The organism is Flavitalea flava (assembly GCF_054461575.1).
The window spans coordinates 1-17,199 of the sequence record NZ_JBTLQH010000041.1; the positions used below are offsets into that span (position 1 = coordinate 1).

15 protein-coding genes are annotated in these 17,199 nt (G+C 46.3%); 5 read left to right on the forward strand and 10 right to left on the reverse strand.

Features of this window, described 5'->3' with window-relative positions; all coding sequences use genetic code 11:
• The first annotated feature begins 534 nt into the window (after positions 1–534).
• From ACX0G9_RS25255 to ACX0G9_RS25270, 4 genes are read left to right on the forward strand one after another with little or no spacing between them, the layout of a single operon-like run.
• Positions 535–1,092 carry an RNA polymerase sigma factor gene (locus ACX0G9_RS25255; RefSeq protein ID WP_459067752.1) on the forward strand — a complete coding sequence of 186 codons (558 nt, stop codon included), beginning with the start codon at positions 535–537 and terminating at the stop codon, positions 1,090–1,092.
• Between the two features lie 52 nt (positions 1,093–1,144).
• A complete protein-coding gene (locus tag ACX0G9_RS25260; RefSeq protein ID WP_459067753.1) occupies positions 1,145–1,528 on the forward strand; it encodes a hypothetical protein in 384 nt (127 codons plus the stop codon).
• Positions 1,519–1,740, forward strand: a complete 222-nt coding sequence (locus ACX0G9_RS25265) for a hypothetical protein (RefSeq protein ID WP_459067754.1) — start codon at positions 1,519–1,521, stop codon at positions 1,738–1,740. The genes ACX0G9_RS25260 and ACX0G9_RS25265 overlap by 10 nt, the downstream gene beginning before the upstream one ends.
• A gap of 3 nt (positions 1,741–1,743) precedes the next feature.
• Positions 1,744–2,295 (forward strand): hypothetical protein, encoded by a 552-nt coding sequence (locus tag ACX0G9_RS25270; RefSeq protein WP_459067755.1) that lies wholly within the window; start codon positions 1,744–1,746, stop codon positions 2,293–2,295.
• Between the two features lie 869 nt (positions 2,296–3,164).
• Here ACX0G9_RS25270 and nadC read toward each other — a convergent pair.
• Entirely contained in the window at positions 3,165–4,004 is an 840-nt protein-coding gene (gene nadC / locus ACX0G9_RS25275) for a carboxylating nicotinate-nucleotide diphosphorylase (RefSeq protein WP_459067756.1), read from the reverse strand.
• 295 nt (positions 4,005–4,299) lie between these two features.
• Here nadC and ACX0G9_RS25280 point away from each other — a divergent pair, with 295 nt between their 5' ends.
• Positions 4,300–4,596, forward strand: a complete 297-nt coding sequence (locus ACX0G9_RS25280; RefSeq protein WP_459067798.1) for an integrase core domain-containing protein — start codon at positions 4,300–4,302, stop codon at positions 4,594–4,596.
• Between the two features lie 412 nt (positions 4,597–5,008).
• On the opposite strand, the gene ACX0G9_RS25285 is transcribed toward ACX0G9_RS25280, so the two are convergent.
• The 9 genes from ACX0G9_RS25285 to ACX0G9_RS25325 all read right to left on the reverse strand — a co-directional run bounded on the left by ACX0G9_RS25285 (position 5,009) and on the right by ACX0G9_RS25325 (position 17,182).
• Positions 5,009–5,341, reverse strand: a complete 333-nt coding sequence (locus ACX0G9_RS25285) for a hypothetical protein (RefSeq protein ID WP_459067757.1) — start codon at positions 5,339–5,341, stop codon at positions 5,009–5,011.
• Between the two features lie 17 nt (positions 5,342–5,358).
• Positions 5,359–5,898: a DUF6232 family protein gene (locus tag ACX0G9_RS25290; protein ID WP_459067758.1), complete on the reverse strand. Its 540-nt coding sequence runs from the start codon at positions 5,896–5,898 to the stop codon at positions 5,359–5,361.
• 284 nt (positions 5,899–6,182) lie between these two features.
• Positions 6,183–7,823, reverse strand: coding sequence for a glycoside hydrolase family 31 protein (locus ACX0G9_RS25295; RefSeq protein ID WP_459067759.1), 1,641 nt, complete (start codon positions 7,821–7,823; stop codon positions 6,183–6,185).
• A gap of 33 nt (positions 7,824–7,856) precedes the next feature.
• Positions 7,857–9,422, reverse strand: a complete 1,566-nt coding sequence (locus ACX0G9_RS25300) for a DUF4832 domain-containing protein (protein ID WP_459067760.1) — start codon at positions 9,420–9,422, stop codon at positions 7,857–7,859.
• A 32-nt stretch (positions 9,423–9,454) separates the two neighbouring features.
• Complete coding sequence (locus ACX0G9_RS25305; RefSeq protein WP_459067761.1) at positions 9,455–10,342, reverse strand: PKD domain-containing protein; 888 nt, start codon at positions 10,340–10,342, stop codon at positions 9,455–9,457.
• Between the two features lie 43 nt (positions 10,343–10,385).
• Positions 10,386–11,906, reverse strand: a complete 1,521-nt coding sequence (locus tag ACX0G9_RS25310) for a RagB/SusD family nutrient uptake outer membrane protein (RefSeq protein WP_459067762.1) — start codon at positions 11,904–11,906, stop codon at positions 10,386–10,388.
• A gap of 28 nt (positions 11,907–11,934) precedes the next feature.
• A complete protein-coding gene (locus ACX0G9_RS25315; protein ID WP_459067763.1) occupies positions 11,935–15,252 on the reverse strand; it encodes a SusC/RagA family TonB-linked outer membrane protein in 3,318 nt (1,105 codons plus the stop codon).
• Between the two features lie 158 nt (positions 15,253–15,410).
• Entirely contained in the window at positions 15,411–16,544 is a 1,134-nt protein-coding gene (locus ACX0G9_RS25320; RefSeq protein ID WP_459067764.1) for a FecR family protein, read from the reverse strand.
• A 71-nt stretch (positions 16,545–16,615) separates the two neighbouring features.
• Positions 16,616–17,182, reverse strand: a complete 567-nt coding sequence (locus ACX0G9_RS25325; RefSeq protein WP_459067765.1) for an RNA polymerase sigma factor — start codon at positions 17,180–17,182, stop codon at positions 16,616–16,618.
• Positions 17,183–17,199: the final 17 nt, after the last annotated feature.

The window sequence follows — 17,199 nt, forward strand, 5'->3', positions numbered from 1 at the left end:
CCTTTGGGTAATGCAAAGCGGGTTTGGATCACCGGAGTTGCCTGTTAAGGCACGCAGGTAATCCAAGTCGGGCAACATCGGGGGTCTTCAACAAATCCTAACAACACCAAAAATGACTTAAGCAGCTCTCGATCAAATTATTGAGCGGCTTTTCGTGTCGGTAGTTTTCGTTAATACGTGTCAATTCTGCAAGTGGCAAAATTGCCACGTTAATGCCTAAGGAACTTATGATTGGGAAGAGGAAACGTACTACCCTATTGGCCAAGCTTCACGGAGAAATGAGGAGTTAGTTTCCCCTACGCGGTACGAATCAGCCTTGTAAATACTAATTTTACGAGGCTTTTTCTTTTACCCTACTGATGCTGGAACATCAAAAGATCAAAGTAAGGCTATACTCTGTACTAACTTGAATAATCGATCATATTAGACCGCTAGTCGTGGCACTTCCTTAAAAAAGATTTTTGATGCTGAAAGCCAATATTTATTGCAACCAAAACCAGGGTTTTGTATTATTGAAGGGCAATCCGCAATGAAATGTCCGAAACTGAACTGCTAAACCGCATAAAAGCTGACCCCTCCGCATTTTCGGAACTTTTCAATCTTTATTATAAACCAATTTTTGGTTACATCTTCCGTCGTACCGGGGATTTCGATTATACGGCAGATATTGCAGCTGACAGTTTCCTGAAGGCATTTATCTATATACGTCATTTTAAGTACCGCGGTATTTCCGTTAAGGTCTGGCTTTACCGGATCGCGACCAATGAGGTCAATTTGTATTTCAGGAATAAGCAAAAACATATTTCTCTCTTTAAACGCCACGAACTCGGCGACATCGAAAAGTTCGGTCAGTATTTTCAGGATGACAAGGCAACAATGGAAAGGGAATTCATCCAGCACAATCAGTTCCAGTCGATACTGAAATATCTGAAGGAACTCCCGGTAAAATACCAAGAGGTGATAGCTTTGCGCTATTTTGAGGGCAAGGGTAATAAAGAGATCTGCCAGATACTAGATGTAAATGAGGGTACAGTGAAGTCGCTGCTGTCAAGAGGACTGGAAAAACTTAGGGTAAAGTGCAACCAAATATAGATTTCCAAATTATTGATCTCAAATGGAAGACCTGCATGAAATATTAACCAACATGTCAAAACCAAAGGTGTCAGACTTGAAACACCAGGACATGCTAGGCGACGCGATCAGCCAGGCCAAAAGGAAAATGGTGCTGAGCATTTGGTGGTTGTCCGTCCCGCTGTTCCTGATTACGTCACTCGTGATGGAGACCCTTTATAAAACCGGGACGACCCTGAATTCCGGCCTTCATCAACTAACAGCACATAATCCCATCCTCCCGGTTTTGTCGCTGCTTTTACTGCCTATGTGTATTATGTTGGTCAATGCCCTCCACGTGACGAAGGTCTACCGCATCCTTAGACCTGGAAGACAAGAACTGATCAGCATGACCTGGCAGAATCTTTTGATGATTATTATATCTCTTATCATTTTAATCATTTACTTATGCATTTAAATTGGTTCAGGCGCACGGGCTTGCTATATATCCCTGCGTCGATGCCCGCCTGGCTCATCGCTGCAGCTACGATCATATATTCAATATATATTACAATCGATATTAATGCACGGCAGCATTCGGTAAGTGATTTCCTTATGAACCTTTTCTTCAATCTGCTGATCATCGGCGCGGTTTATACCCTAATTGCCTATCTCACATCCAAACATTAAACTTTGACTACTCTTATTTTCCTAGTGACCCTTCTGACTCTTTTTATCACGTTGCTGGAGCTAATCGTCAAAGCCATACGGCGCAGGCCTTTTAAAAAGTCATTCAGGCTTATATGCTATATTGTAGCCGGATACAGCCTGGTCTGGCTGGGCTTTTTCTTGACCAAAACCGATCACCCTGTACCAATGGGGTCGGATGCCTGCTTTGACGACTGGTGTGCGACCGTCAATAGGGCGGAAAGACAGCCTTCCGCTTCACAGGACAGCATCACAATCATCCTGCATGTCACAATGTCCAATCATGCCCGCGGTATTGCACAAAAACCTTCAGAACCCCGGATTTATATCATTGACGGCGAAGGACATACCTGGGCAGCATCAACAACTCAACCAATTACTTTAGACTCCAAGTTGGAACTGCATGAATCCAAAGAAACCAATTTGGCCTATGCCCTGCCGGCGACAAAAAAAAAATTAAAGGCGGTGATCAAAGAAGGGCCATGGATCACCAATTTGCTTTTCCCGGAAGACCAGATAGTATTTACAATTCCATAATGACCAAGACGGGTAAATAGAACGATCGAAGGGCCGGACGCCAACCACCCAACAAGATAAGTTGGTGGAAGAAAAAAAGACCCCAAACCAATTACACGCTGATAAACCAATACGCCTCCATGCAGTGAAAATCTCCGGAAATAACCTGAATTCCCCAAAATCCGTAGGGGACTTCGAACACCCTAGTGCAATCAAGTGTGACACACGATTTTCCCACACATTAAATATTTGAAATTTCCTCTATCGTATTCCCGACAATTTAAAGCGATTTATATATAGAAAACTTTCAACAAATTCCGAAAGGTGTATTCTTCAGTTGAAAACTTTGTTAGTTGCCGACTACAAACGTACATACTCCGATACATCATACCATAAAGTTGTCAAACATATTTATACAGTTAATGAAATGGACGAAATGTTTAGACCTTCCATAAACAAGCTCCATTCTGCTTTTTCTAACTTGTTCCTATATTTTAATAAAAACGAATTACAAGTGTTTGAAAAGCTACATTCATCTGCTATGGCAATGCACTCAACATTTCCTAGGTTTTATTTTGATTCAGCTCCCGAAAATTATAATAAGGAAACTTCCGATTTGGGAATGAAAGTTGTATCTTTTATACATTCTAACGAGCGATTGCTTCAAGATTTAGGAACGATTATACGAAAGGAATTTTCAAAATAATCCAACCTTTCAGCCATTTCAGCCCTTGCCGTGACTTCTTGACTGGCAACTGTATTCAATCAGAAAGGGAAATGATGCTGTTGGTCAGAAGACCAAACATCGGCAAAAGGCATGTGGTCATAAGGAAGACATCCGAATCAGGGTTAGTGACAGCGAGATAATAACAACAGCGATAATATCTGCTCTATATTTTGTGTGCTTTTAAACTAAGGTCCATGCTCACAGCATGATGTATGATAGCGCCGCATGAGACGTAATCGACACCAGTATGGGCATATGAAATAATGTTATCGATATTGATACCGCCCGACGCCTCGGTCTCGTACTTACCGCCAATCAGCTCAATTGCTTCTTCCAATAGTTCCGGCGAGTAGTTATCGAGCATGATGCGGTGTACATTGCCCACAGCAAGCACACGGCGCACATCATCGAGGTTACGGGTCTCGATTTCTATTTTCAGGTTGCGGTTGTTGGCCGCAAGGTACTCGTTGGTTTTCTGTATGGCCTGCTCTATGCCGCCACAAAAATCGATATGGTTGTCCTTCAGCATGATCATATCGTACAAGCCCATGCGAAGGTTGTAACCGCCGCCAATGCGCACTGCCTGCTTTTCGTATTCGCGGAACAGCGGCGTGGTTTTGCGGGTATCGAGTATTTTGGTTTTGTAGCCTTTTATTTTATCGGCGTACTTATTGGTAAGCGTTGCGATGCCGCTCATGCGCTGCATGCAGTTAAGCACCAGTCTTTCTGCTTTTAATATGGTATGCACGCTGGCTTCAACGGTAAACGCGGTTTCGCCATTATTTACAGCATCGCCATCTTTTTTATAGAGGGTGAATTTTGCATCTTCTTCCAGATGATGGAAAATATCCTGCGCCAGCTGCATGCCTGCCAGTATGCCTTCTTCCTTTATTTTAAGTACCGCCTTACCTTTCGCATCGGCTGGTATGGATGCCAGTGTAGAGTAATCGCCGCTGCCCACGTCTTCGAGCAATGCTGCGGCAATGAATTCCTGTGTTGTCATACGCTCTGTATTTTCGGACGCAAAATTAAGTAAATACTACCAACTTAACGATAATAATTAACCCAAGTTGCCAGTTAAAGAATAAAAAAGAGCATTGTAAATATTGATAGTTTTGAGTTACCACACAAAAAACTGTCATAGCTTAATCGTCATTTGTTTTTGTTCGATTTTAAATATTTAACACGTTCTTCCGCAACCTTTAATGCCTTTTCGCCAAGGTCTTCATCTTGTATTTCATAGAGTATTTTATCACTGAGAAACAGCACAAGTAATTCTTCCGCATTATACTATCGCCATAAGCATGACTCAAAATGGAAGCCCCTATGACAATGCGAATGCCGAAAGGGTAAATGGTATATTAAAGCAGGAATTTGGGCTGGACGAATTGTTTGACAACAGGCAGCAGGCTGAGCAAGAGTTGAAGGAAAGTGTGTTATTATACAATAGGCAACGACCTCATATGAGCAATCACCTATTGACACCCGAACAGATGCATAGCCAGGATCTGCTAAAACCAAAGGCCTGGCACAAAAAAACCACCAGAACTTTGATGGGTTCTGATGGTTTTTTACCTTCGCCACCAATTATTTAATCAGTCAACCTTTTATAGGCCTTGACATCCTGTAGCTTAGCTTGCTCGTCAAAGCGAACGGGCGGAAAAATACAATCCGGAGCGAGCCTCCTATATACAAATAGCTAACCCCTTTCGACAACTCTGTTGATTATTAATTTCCGAAACCAATATGACATCCATTATCATTATTGCCCTCAATAAAAAAAACTTGTTTATTGGTATAGTTCGTAGCCGATTTCATATTCACGATATAAATCTATTTGGACAGTGCATCTTTTACAATCCATCTTCGGATAGTGTTTACATTATTGATCATCAATAATGTTAGGAATTCAATTCAATACCGGAAAATATGTTACCAGGAAGGGACGGATATTGGGTAGCTGGAATTGAAATGTCCAAAGTATTAATTAACCGGGGGAAGTATCATTTAACGGAAAATAAGCTCAGCAAAAACCTTGGCCCCTATCTCTTTTGCTACATCTTGTACCCATCTGCCAATACCTTTGAGTATCGTTTTGGCTTTTGCGGGCTCCTGCCCTTCAGTGGCAACAATTGCCCTTTTTATATTGTCCACATCCTTTTCCTGTTCGTGACTCAGCTTTAACCCGGAGACATGCTCTAAAAGCCCGATCAGTTCTTCCCGAAGGCCTATATAATCGGTTTCAGGGGCGTTATCCCCATTAAAAGAAATATTAGTTGCATTGGCATTCTTGCCTATCGCACCCACTTGTGAATTACCGATATTATAGTTATCACCCATATAAATATATTTTTATTTTACGAAGGCTTGTTATAGGTTGTATTGAAAATAGTTCCGGATGCGGAAGCTGCATTTCCTAAAGCACCTATTTGAGAATCTTTTACATTATATGTATCTCCCGTGTTAAAATCGATTTTTCCACTCTTGAAATTAAGATGATAATTTATCGGATTCTCTTCATTTTGCATCGCTTCTTTAATTTTTGAGTATAATGACCTTATGCCCTGCTCATCCGCGCTAACAATATTATGTAAACCCCCGGAAGCAAGCTCCAGGACGATTTCGTAAAGTTTTGGCTTTTGCCGCTCCTTAATCCCGGCATATATTATTAACGCCGCAGGTACAATAAAGATTAGTCCCCAAAACAGGTAATTCATGAATATAATAATTGCCAGGCCTGCTACCAGCATCAAAGGGATGCCAATGCTATTGATTCGTGTAAGTTCAAATTGCTGAAACCTGGCAATACTTTTCAATTGGATCGTAGTTCCCTTGAAAGAAATAGTTTTATTGGTTAGTGTCAGATCTCCGCTATACTCCTGTTTATTTTTCGCCATAGAAATTTATTATAAAAAAATAAGGCCGAACAAGTCAAGCTACAGTCAGAACATTAACCATTAAGAATGAGGGCAGATTGATTTGAATATCCTCCAGGCCCCTGATCTAAATTAACAAATTATTTCATCATTTCTGCCATGCCAAAAAACAACCTATTAAATAGTAACACTTAAGGCATAACTATCGAACTAGTCAGAAATGCTTGCTTAACAATAAATTAAGACTTTTAATAGGCAAAAAGCAGGTGTCTAACTTACCGTCTTATTCTCATTTGCAGACTCGCTCAACGTACCAATTCAAAATAAGGTAACTCATTCAGGGGGCCACTCCATTCTTTTGTTCCGGGTCCTTTAAAAACATTTCCTTTGGCGTCCTTCCATCGTCCTTTAGGGAAAACAACAATTCTTCCGGAAGAAGCGGTCAGAACAGGGGCAACCAGCAAGTTGTTACCCAGCATAAATTCATCATTTATATTTTCGAAACCCTGGTGAGGAAAAACGTATTCCAGGCTGCGTACAAGAGGTATTCCGGATATGGCGGCATCACGGGCCAGTTGCATGATCAGCGGTGTGAACCTGCTACGCAGGGCTACGGCATCCTTTACTGCCGCCAGGTGAGCTGCGTCCAGCACCCGCCAGGGAGCAACCGAGAACTGCATCATGGGCATCAGGGCCTGACACTGAGCAGACCGGACAATAAGGTCCTGGTTGATGGTCTTGCTTCCGGTGAAGGAGCTGAAATCGCCGCCACCGATCATGTCGGGACAGACAAAAGGATATCCCAGCAGTCCAGCCAGGAGAGTATGGGGAATCAATTTCTGCAGGTCCTCAAAAGTGTGGGATTTATCTCGAAGGCGCTCTGCCAGGGGCTGACCACCCCGCTTCCACATGGCGCGGTATTCGTTGAGCGGATACCCGAGACCAAAAGTACCCCATATCATGCATTGCTCATTGGGATTGACCTTTTGGAAAGATACGGTTGAGGAGGGATAAAATTCCGTGTCACCGGCATCGAACTTGAAACCATCGATGCCGTATTCATCGACCATGGAACGAAGCTTTGCCTCAAACCACCTGATAGCAGCCGGATTCGTGAAATCCAGCAGGGCGCTGTACCCATTCCACCAATGGATCAGGGCAGGTTCTTCGGCATTTTCCCACCGGAGCGTGTCATGCCCCTTATTGTCAAAGAGGAAGAGCCTTTGCGCCTGAACCTCCCTAAAGACCTCGTTATCCGGGCTGATGAAAGGCGATACCCAAACCATGACCTTAAACCCCATTTGATGCAACTGCCGGATCATGTTCCTGGCATCGGGAAAACGGTCTTTCCTGAACGAAAACCTTCCGTAACTATCGAACCAGTTGTCATCAATCATAAAGACACCCGGTGAAAACCCGGCGTCAATTATGCCATTCGCATATTTTAAAATGTCAGCCTGATTCTGATTATAGATCAATTCAATCCAGGTATTGTATTGGGGGCGTGTGAACAACAGGCTATCCGGCATTTTGCCTGATGGAGGGAAAAAACGGCTCGCGCTCCGGTAGGCCCCGGCTAAAGTATTACCCGACTGACCCATAAAGATAGAATCCCTGGCGCTTGAAATAACGAGGCTGTCCTTTCCTACGGTAAATTCAAAGGGCTGCTCGCTCCACACATACCGTCCGGAAGAAGACAGCAGGAGGGGCGCGGCCTGGTTGCCCCTGTTGCCATCATTGAGGTTAAGGGTATAACCGGCTTCAAACGGCATCCTTTGTCCCTCGGTAACTGCTCCTCCCCACCATTTTTCCCCTGGAAGCAAGGCTAGTGTTTTAGAGCCCAGGCTTTTTGAGGGGGCTGGCTGAAGATTTTGGGTTTGTGCGCAAACCGAAAAAAAGGGAATGGCAATACTTAGAAAGACTATAACCGGCGTTCGAAATGGCATGTATCTGTTCATTTATGAAATGACGCTCACCTTTTAGTTGATCGTCAAAGTAACGGAAAGATCGTTATATCCTGTAGTCGCTTCCCAACAATTGGCATTTGCAAGCCGGATGGCATACTCGGGCCTTGCAGCGATGGTGGCGGAGTTATCCGGCATGTACAGGAACATGCTGTATTTGCCTTTAGGCATGGCAGCATCGGTGGAAATGGTCTCATTGACCTGTACATTTCCGGTGAACCAGGTCCGGGGATCGGAAGCCAGTTTAAAGACTATCTCTTTGTTGGTAGACTGATTTCGCATGATCAGCATGGCCGGACGTGGATTGAACGGAGAGGCATAGCCCTGGTTGACGAGATTGAGCGTGAATTTGAACTGCAGGCCTGCCTGAACGGCAGACGCTGGAAACAGGCCGTTCTTTAGCACAAAGCGATAACCCAGGTTCCTTTTGATATTGTCCATGCAACCACCGCTAACCCAGATATTATTGAGGTCATTATTGTAGGCACAGTTCAAAAAACTGTAGTGCATAGTATTGAGTTCTGTTTGCACGATGCCTGCGTTCTCGCAATTATTCTGAGGACTATAGGCATCGTCACAGGTTTCGCCGCCGACGGCAACAAACTGGTTGTCGGCTGATGCAAAGGACCTTAGTACGGAAGTTGCGCCTTGCCGCGGGGTCGATGAAGTGCCATAGTCGTCGTAGGTGCCGTAATCATTGGCGCTGGAGATAAAGCAATCATTATGCATGCCGATGCGGGCCTGGTCCGTTTGGGTAAAGGCCTGCGCCGTAGTAAGGGCCGCGGATGATACAGGAGCATCGATACCGTAGACATATTTTTGTTTGAACTGCGGATAACGTACCTGGATCATGCGGTCTGCCGGGAGGGCAGTGAGCAATGCCTTCAGGACGTCGATCCTGTCCTGCCAGTTGTTGTCAAACAGTTGGCCATTCCCATTGCCTGAAGCATCGCCGAAATAATCGGAATAGTAGTTCTCGCCCCAGATACCGATGAATCCAAGTTGCATACAGGCAATGACGTCTTCATTTTTTTGGAGCAATGGGGCCAGCTGTGAGATATGTTGCAAGACGGTCGATTTGGGTGCATCACCGTATGGAGGACATTCGCCGCTGTCCGGACAACCACCTGGATGGGTAGTGATGGTGTAGGCAAAGCGGGCAATGAGTTTGACACCGGCTGCCCTCGCCAGATCGAAGTCTGTTTGTATTTTTGTCAACAGATCCGCTGGCAGGACAGAATTGGTCAATCCATCCAGCACGAAGTACCGGAAAATCAGGGTACTGTAGATCTGGTAATTGCCTCCTCCATCTGCCTGTTGCAAGGTTCGCCATTTTTTCATCTGGTTGCTGTCCAGAGGGATATAATTGTTGGCATGCGTCTCGCTGTAGCGGTAAAAACCGCGTTCCGGATTGGCAAAATCGGTGTCGTTTTCCACATATCGGACCGTATCGGCAGCAATGGGCGTATATTTTGCCGGGGCGTCGAATTTACTGCACCGGATCAGGAACAAGAGGCAAATTCCTGGTAAAAGGAGGACTATGATCCTTGACAGGAAGGATCGTTTAAGAAAAAAATTCATATAATTTTTTTAGATAATTATTCAGTCATGGATCATTCACTCATGTCCAGGGAAAAAGCTGGCGTTGTCTGGTCAGGAATCGTCCCGATGGTCTCGCTCCAATCATCCTTAGTCGAAGAGACCCCGATCCTGATGCCTGTACCAAGGAATCCCTGGAGCTTTGCACGGGTCAGGCTCATTTCGAACTTCAACACGGGGCCATCCTGAACGATAGTGCCGATCTGGTAGAAATTGGTGATGTTCATGGTATTCCAGGTCCATGAGCCCTGGTCGCTGCCACCTGCGAAGTAGAAGACATTCATCCAGCCGCCTGCAAACAGGGAGCCTTCCAGTACCACATCGTTGCCGGCATTGTTGAACATCCAGCTATTGTATCCTGTAGCGGTGTTATTGTCCGCATCGAAATAGAAGTCGAAAATATTGCCTTGGGCGACAGTGGCATTCATTTCGAAGTAGCAGTACAGGTAGTTGCTGTTATAATCAAATTTCGCCTTGATGAAATTCCCGCCGCCGGGGCCTGAAATGATCATATTGTTGGTGACGGTATCCCAGTCTGTCAGGGTGTTGTCAGTCAGACTTACTGCCGATGCTTTGGAGATATGGATCACCGTGGATCCGGAGTCTGTCAAACCCGCCTTGTTGGTGGCATAGAGGGTAGGTACATATTTCCCTTTGCCCGGATAGATATGAACCGGGCTGGCTTCGGCAGAGGATGTTCCATCGCCAAAATCCCATTTGTAGGAAGTGGCTCCGGTGGTTTGATTGGTAAAGGAGACCGTGTATCCGTCGATGGTGGTGGAATAAAAAATATCGGAAGCCGGCGTGGATGAAGTCTTCTTGCAGGAGAAAAACATGCAGGAGTATAACAGGCAGGCTGAAGCCAGGATCAGCAGGCCGGGGGTGAATTTGGATGGTTTCATCTTATTACTATTTTTTTGTTGTGGATGGATCATTTTTAGAATTTTATGGGTTCTGGGTGCAAAGCGTATTCGAATTGATCTCATCGATGGGTATATAATAAATTATCTTTGGATCGGTCGGCGCGATGATCATGCCGGAATAACCGGCGGGTTGGACCGACAGGTTGATATCGGAAACCTTGAGACCAGGAAGGTGATAACCCCAATAGGTACGGTTCAGACTCAGTTTGTTCCGGTAGACGTCGAAAGGCCGGTGACCTTCAAAGGCTAGTTCGAGACGTCTTTCTTTCAACACAACATCGAGCAAGGTAGAGCCGGCTGGAACCTGTCCATTGTAAAGGCTGCCCTGGAGTCCGCGGTTTGAACGGATCAAGTCGACATCGTTGAGGGCCGGGCCGGCCTGGCCGGATTTCGCCTCGGCCTCCGCCCGGTTAAGATACATTTCCGCCAGGCGGAACATGATCGGAGAACTTAGCGTTGGGCTTCCTCCCTGGAAGGAGAATTTGGAAATGTAGTACATCGGGATCCCGTTCTTGTATTGCAGGGCGCCGTTAAGCGTGTCTGGCTGGATATAAGACCAGCGAACGTCTTCCGGATGTGCCGACATGGTGTCCCGGATGGATTGGGATGCATATTCTTCGCCCCAGCCGGAGTTTCCATCGGAATAGATCATGGAGGCAATCGACCCGAATTTTCCAAAATCGTCCAGGGTCGTGAAGGCGACGCAGAAAATGGTTTCCGAGCCCGAAGTTGCGTTAGCAAAAAGGGACGGATAGGTGTCAGCGGTACAGAGACTGAATTTCCCCGAATTAATGACCTGATTCGAGTAGTAAATGGTGCTATCGGCATTGTCCTCGTAAAGGTAGGCCCTGGACAGCAGGGACCAGGCCGCTTCCCTGGTCGCATACATCACGCCACGCGGCTTTTCCATGAGGGAAGCGCCTTTGGCTGCATCTGCAACGATAGACTGGTAGACCTCCTGAACCGTGGATCTGGCTTTCAGGGTCGGATCACTGGTTGAAGTACGGAGGATGATCCCCGGTGAAGAAGGCGCCTCCGTATAGGGCATCGCGAAGAATTTAACAAGATTGAAGTTGGTGAAGGCACGCAGGAAGTAGCATTCGCCAATCAATTGCCTGGTGCTGGCATCGGGGTTCGCTATTTTTTCGGCTGCCTCGATGACGGTGTTGACATCATTGATGATCTTGTAGGAGACGTACCAGTAATAACGCATGTTCGGCTGGGTGGGCGTATGACCAAGGCTAAAGCCGTAGAATAAGGGGTCTGTGGTCGTCTGTCCGCAGACGATATCATCCCCGGCAAAATCAGAGCATTGGAAGAACTGGCGCAAATACATATTGTTTTGATCGGTCCCCCCGGAGAATTCCACATGGTCTTTGAAGAGGGCATAGGCTCCGTTGATGGCATTGGTCAGCCCGTCACTGGTGGTCGCAATCGAAGCAGTGGTGATGGAATCGCTGGGGTTGATGTCCTTGACGCAGGCCGTCATGCCCAACAGGGCGGGCAGTATCCAGAAAAGCCTGTTTCTATATGTTGAGTTCATGTTATATCGTTTTTATGAGCTGAACGAATTAAAATCGGAAAGCAACGTTGAGTAAATATTGGCGGTTGTTTGGATATTTAAAATCCGAAACTCCCGGCATAGTATATATTCCTGGCGTAATGGTTGTCTGGGGATCCTGTCCGAAAAATTTTGAAAAGGTGTAGACATTATCAGCAGAAATACCAATGGTCATATCCGTGATGCCTGCTTTTTTCAACAGGGTTGCCGACAACTCGTAGGAAAGGGAGATATTCCGTATAGACAGGAAGCTGCCGTCCTTAAGATAGCGGGTAGAATTCTGGGTGGAGTTGAGGGAGTTCTGCGGGCTGGGCTCCGTAGCCATATCGCCCGGTTTTGTCCAGATGCTGTAACCTTTGGGCAACACGGCCTGATTGTAGAGTGGCTCGCTTCCGTCGTTCTCCACAAACCGGAGGACATTGCTGAATATCTTATTGCCATAAAGGAAATAGGCATTGACCTTTAGGCTGAGACGCTTGTACTGGAAGGTATTTGTGAAGCCGCCCTGGAATTTTGGCAGGGGCGAACCTACTTCCTGATAGGTGGCGCTGTCATAGTTGGAAGTGGCCTGGCGGTAAATTACCTTGCCCTGTGCGTTCATAGTGAGCTGCTCCCAAAGCGGAGCGCCGGTCTGCGGGTCTATCCCCATCCATTTGGGCATATAGAATTCGTACAGGTTGCCGCCTTCCCGGTAGATCTGCGAAATGCTCCAGGTGGAATAGGTCTGAATATTGGGCGCGGGAAACCGACGCAGCTTGTTGGAATTGAAACTGATATTGAAATCGGTTTTCCAGGTGAAGTCACGGGTAATTATATTGGTGGTCGAAAGACCGATCTCAATACCATTGTTTACGATCTGGCCCGAGTTCTCCCAGCGGTTCTCAAAGCCTACGGACAGTGGCTGGGATACCTGGAGGAGAAGATTTTTGGTGACATTATTGTAAGCATCCACGGTCAGATCGATCCGATGGAACAGGCTGATGTCAACCCCTGCATTCCATTGGTATTTACTTTCCCAGGTGAGGTTGGGGCTAGCCAGCTGGGAAGGCTCTGCGGCTACAAGTGAATTGTACTGGCTGGAAAGAGAATAGAGGCCAAGGTAGCGGGATGATCCGATGTCCTGGGTTCCTGTGACTCCGTAGCTCAGGCGGAATTTGAGTAGGTTGATCTGGGGACTACCGGCGAGAAAATCTTCCTTGCTGGCAAGCCATGCTGCCGAAACCGAAGGAAAGGATGCGTACCGGTGTGCGGCAGGAAAGGAGGATGACCCATCAGTGCGGAAAGAGCCTGAGAGGAAATATTTATCCCGGAAAGAATAGTTTACCTGCGAGATATAGGAGTTCAGGATCGATGCATTGTTATTGCCGCTGATGGCCTGGCTGTTGGAGGCTACGCTCAGAACGGAGAGTCCCACCGGCAATCCTTTGCCCGAGGCGCCACTGACATCGGTATAACTGCCCTGGTAGGCTACGCCGGCCAATCCACTGATGGCATGATCTCCAAGGTGAAAATTGAACTTCAGGAGATCGTTGGAAATATAACCATATCCAAATGTCGTCTGCTGATTGATATACCCGGTACCATGATACTGTCCCGCTGCCAGGGGAGAATAGTAATCGCCGCTCCGGAAGAAATTCGCGCCCAGGCGGTTGGTACTGACAAAGGATAACCAGGGTGTAATGCCGGCATTCAGGTCAAGGTCATAATTGGCGTCAAAACTTTTGTAGGGATGGTTTGAGCCTGCGATGGTATTGATCGGATTGATCTTGTCGCGTGACCACCATTTAAAGGTGGAGTTGCCGTCGACATAGAGCGGCCTGCCCATGCTGTCATAGGGATTGTCCCATGGCATGTTCAGGTACGCATAATATACATCATTGTAATCATAGCTTTTCCCGATGGTTCCGCTGAGGTTGATGCCATTGGTCAGGCTGATGCCAGGAGTGAAGTGATGGGTGGTGTTTGCCCGGAGATTGATCCGCTTATAGTCTGAATTGAGAAAAGTACCCTTCTCATCGTAATAGGTCAGCCCCATGTAAAAATCATTCTTTTCCGTCCTCCCGCTGGCCGATACGTATAAATTCGTTACAGGGGCCTTCCTGAACATATCGGTAAGCCAGTTATTGTTTTGTTGCTGAAGAGTGCGGGGATAGTCGTTTATGAACTGAATGAGATCGATCTTATAGGAGTTGTTGGTATTCCCCGGAATATAGTCCCGGTAATACTGCTGCGTATGATTGTACAGCTGACCGCCATTCATCATTTGCATTTTGCCGAAGTCCGGGGTCCGCATGCCGGTAGTGATCTTTGCCTCGAACCTGAGTTTACCCAATGCGGCTTTCTTGGTAGTGACGATGATCACACCGGCGTTGGCCTGAGAGCCGTACATGGAGGTGGCGCCGGCGTCTTTCAGAACGGTGATCGTCTCGACATCATTGGGATCGTAATTGCCGCCGATGATCCCATCTACAACGATCAGGGGACTTTGAGAGGCATTCACGGAAGAGATACCCCTCAGCCGGATTTCCCCGGCTGAGCCGGGGGCTCCGGAACTGTTGACCACCTGAAGGCCGGCTACCTTTCCCTGCAGCATCGATCCGATATCATTTGATGTAACATCTTTCAGTTTTTCGGATGATATGACAGTGACGGCGCTGGTGAGCTCATTCTTCTTTTTATCGCTGTACCCTACCACCACCACATCATTTATCTGCTGGCTGGATGACCTCAGCGTGATCTGCATATTGGATGCAGTTCCCGCTTTTACTACAAGTGTCTCATATCCGATGTAGGAGAACTGGAGTGTATCGGTTTCCGCTGCGAGGATGCTAAATTGTCCTTTTTCATCCGTCTGGGTCCCCCGTGAAGATCCTTTTAAAAATATGGATACGTGTGAAAGGGGTTCTCCTCTTTCGTTCCGTACCACCCCTGTTACAGGGTTCCCTGGCTTCCCGATCACAGCCTTGTCTTCGCCGATGGAGACGAGATGTTTTTCATTGATTGAATAGCTCAGACCGGTGCCATCCAGGATCATAGAGAGTACATCATCCAGTGATGCATTCTTTACTTTCAGGGTTATTTCCTTGTTGGCAAAGACAGCTGTTTCTTTATACAGGAAACGGTAATCAGACTTTTGCTCGATCAGGCTCAGGACCGCCGATAGCGGTTGCTTCGCTACGGAGAGGCTGAACCTGGTTTGTGACGAGGCCCACAAGGAAAAATGGAGGCTCACAAATAAGATGGCGAAAGTAATTATTCTCATGACAAACAGTAGTTTACGCCGGAGGTCGATCACCCCGGACAAAGCAGTAATTCTGGTAAATTTCATACCTTACAGTTGATTTAGTTAGTAATAGGCGAATCCTTGCCTGTTATACAATTCCAGGAGGGGTGGTTCGAACACCTCTCCTTTTTATTTCAGGCAATCGTTATGCTGTTAGCGTTTTTATTAACTACATTTCATATGGAATTTTATTGTTATTAATATTATTTTGAAATGGAAACAGTTTGTCCTTTGATCTTGTAATTAAAGTATGTTACATGTTGTAAGGCATTCAGAGCCTCAGGCAAGGACTCCTTTTCAAGGGAGCCGGTAAACACCAGGTCATTCAGACTTATATCGGTCAGGACCATTCTTACATTATACCACCGTTCCATCTTCCTGGCCAGGGTGGCAAAATGTTCTTTCTGAAACTGCATTTTGTTCCTGGTCCAGATTGTTTCGATATAGGAGCTGTCTTCGGCGTCCGGCTCTACCTTTGTCACGGCGATGACAGGATTCTTGTTTTTAAGGAAGGAATCCCTTACCTTATTCGCAGGCAGGTCTTCACTTTTACGAATGAGGATCTTTTCATTGGGTCTCAATAATATCTTCCTTTCAGGGTCTGTCCGCAGACTGACTTCAATAATGCCTTTTATCAGTGTGGCTTCAACAAAGGAATCCTCCGGATTGGCCCGCACGTTGAATGTGGTTCCGAGTACCCTGATGATAACATCGCCTGCGTGAACGACGAGCGGCACTTCGGCACTTTTACGAATGTCAAAATAGGCTTCTCCGGCCAATTCGATTTCCCGGCTTTCGGTACCGAAGGTTTTGTTATAACCAAACTTACAGGCACTGTTCAACAATACGGTGGAACTATCCGGCAGGTTGATCAAGGTCTTTGATCCTGCCCGGGTGACGATGGTCTCGAATTGCGGAGGAGTCTTACCTTCCCCGGAATTCATTTTGAACAGGTAATAGCCCGTAATAAATGCGGCAATACATGCAGCCGCCGAAAGCAAGGTTATGACGCGTGCTTTCTTTCGTTTGGGCGAAGTATCGTTTGCGGGGTCTTCTTCATATTCGGCGGTGGTTTGATATTCGTAGGCTGGTTCCTGATCTCTGCCGTTTTGCCGGAGGCGGATGGCATGCCGGATGGTATCCAGGCTGTTCTTTCGGCGGGCTTCCTCATCCGGAGCAGGTTTCAGGTTCAGGAAATGAATTTTGGCCAGCAGTTCGGGGGAAAGGTTCTCATCCCCTGAGTTCTGTATATGTAGTTGAAGCTCTTTTAGTTCCGCTTCGGAGATCTCATTGTTGAATTGCCTGGTCAATAGTTCCCAGATACGTTGTTCTGACATTTGTTTTAGTATTCCTTAAAAAGGCTGATGCAGAAAAAATGGTTTACCCCTAAAGCGATCCTTAAAATAATTTATTGACGGGAAAAGGAGAAGGGCACGGAATGGCCTATCTTTTTCAAGGCAATACTCATCTGGGTCTCGACAGTCTTTACCGATACATTCAGGAGATCGGCCACTTCACGGTATTTGAGACTGCCCTCTTTGATGAGCAGGAAGATGAGCTTGCATTTGGGCGGGAGGCTATCGATGGCGGCATTGATGCGGAGGACCATTTCAGAGGAAATGAAGATTTGCTCAGGACTGATCTCCCATTCGATGCTGAAATCATGGAGATTTTCTTCCGATATTTCAGGTCTTGGCTTCCGAAGATACTGGAGAGCCTGGTTACGGGCGCATTTGAGCAGGTACAGCTCGGGATTGATGATATTGGAAAGCAGGTGCTTTTTTTGCCAGATATTGATGAAAACATCATTAGTGATCTCTTCGGCTGCCTCTTTATTTCCGATGATGGAATAGCAGAGTTTATACAGGCGATAAAAGTAGAGCTTATGCAAATCGGAGAGTGCAGCTTCATCCTCCGATAAAGACAGTCGTTCGAAAAGAATATGGGTAGGGTCTTTTGCCATAGCTCCAGCCAAAGTACCTGATTTTATTC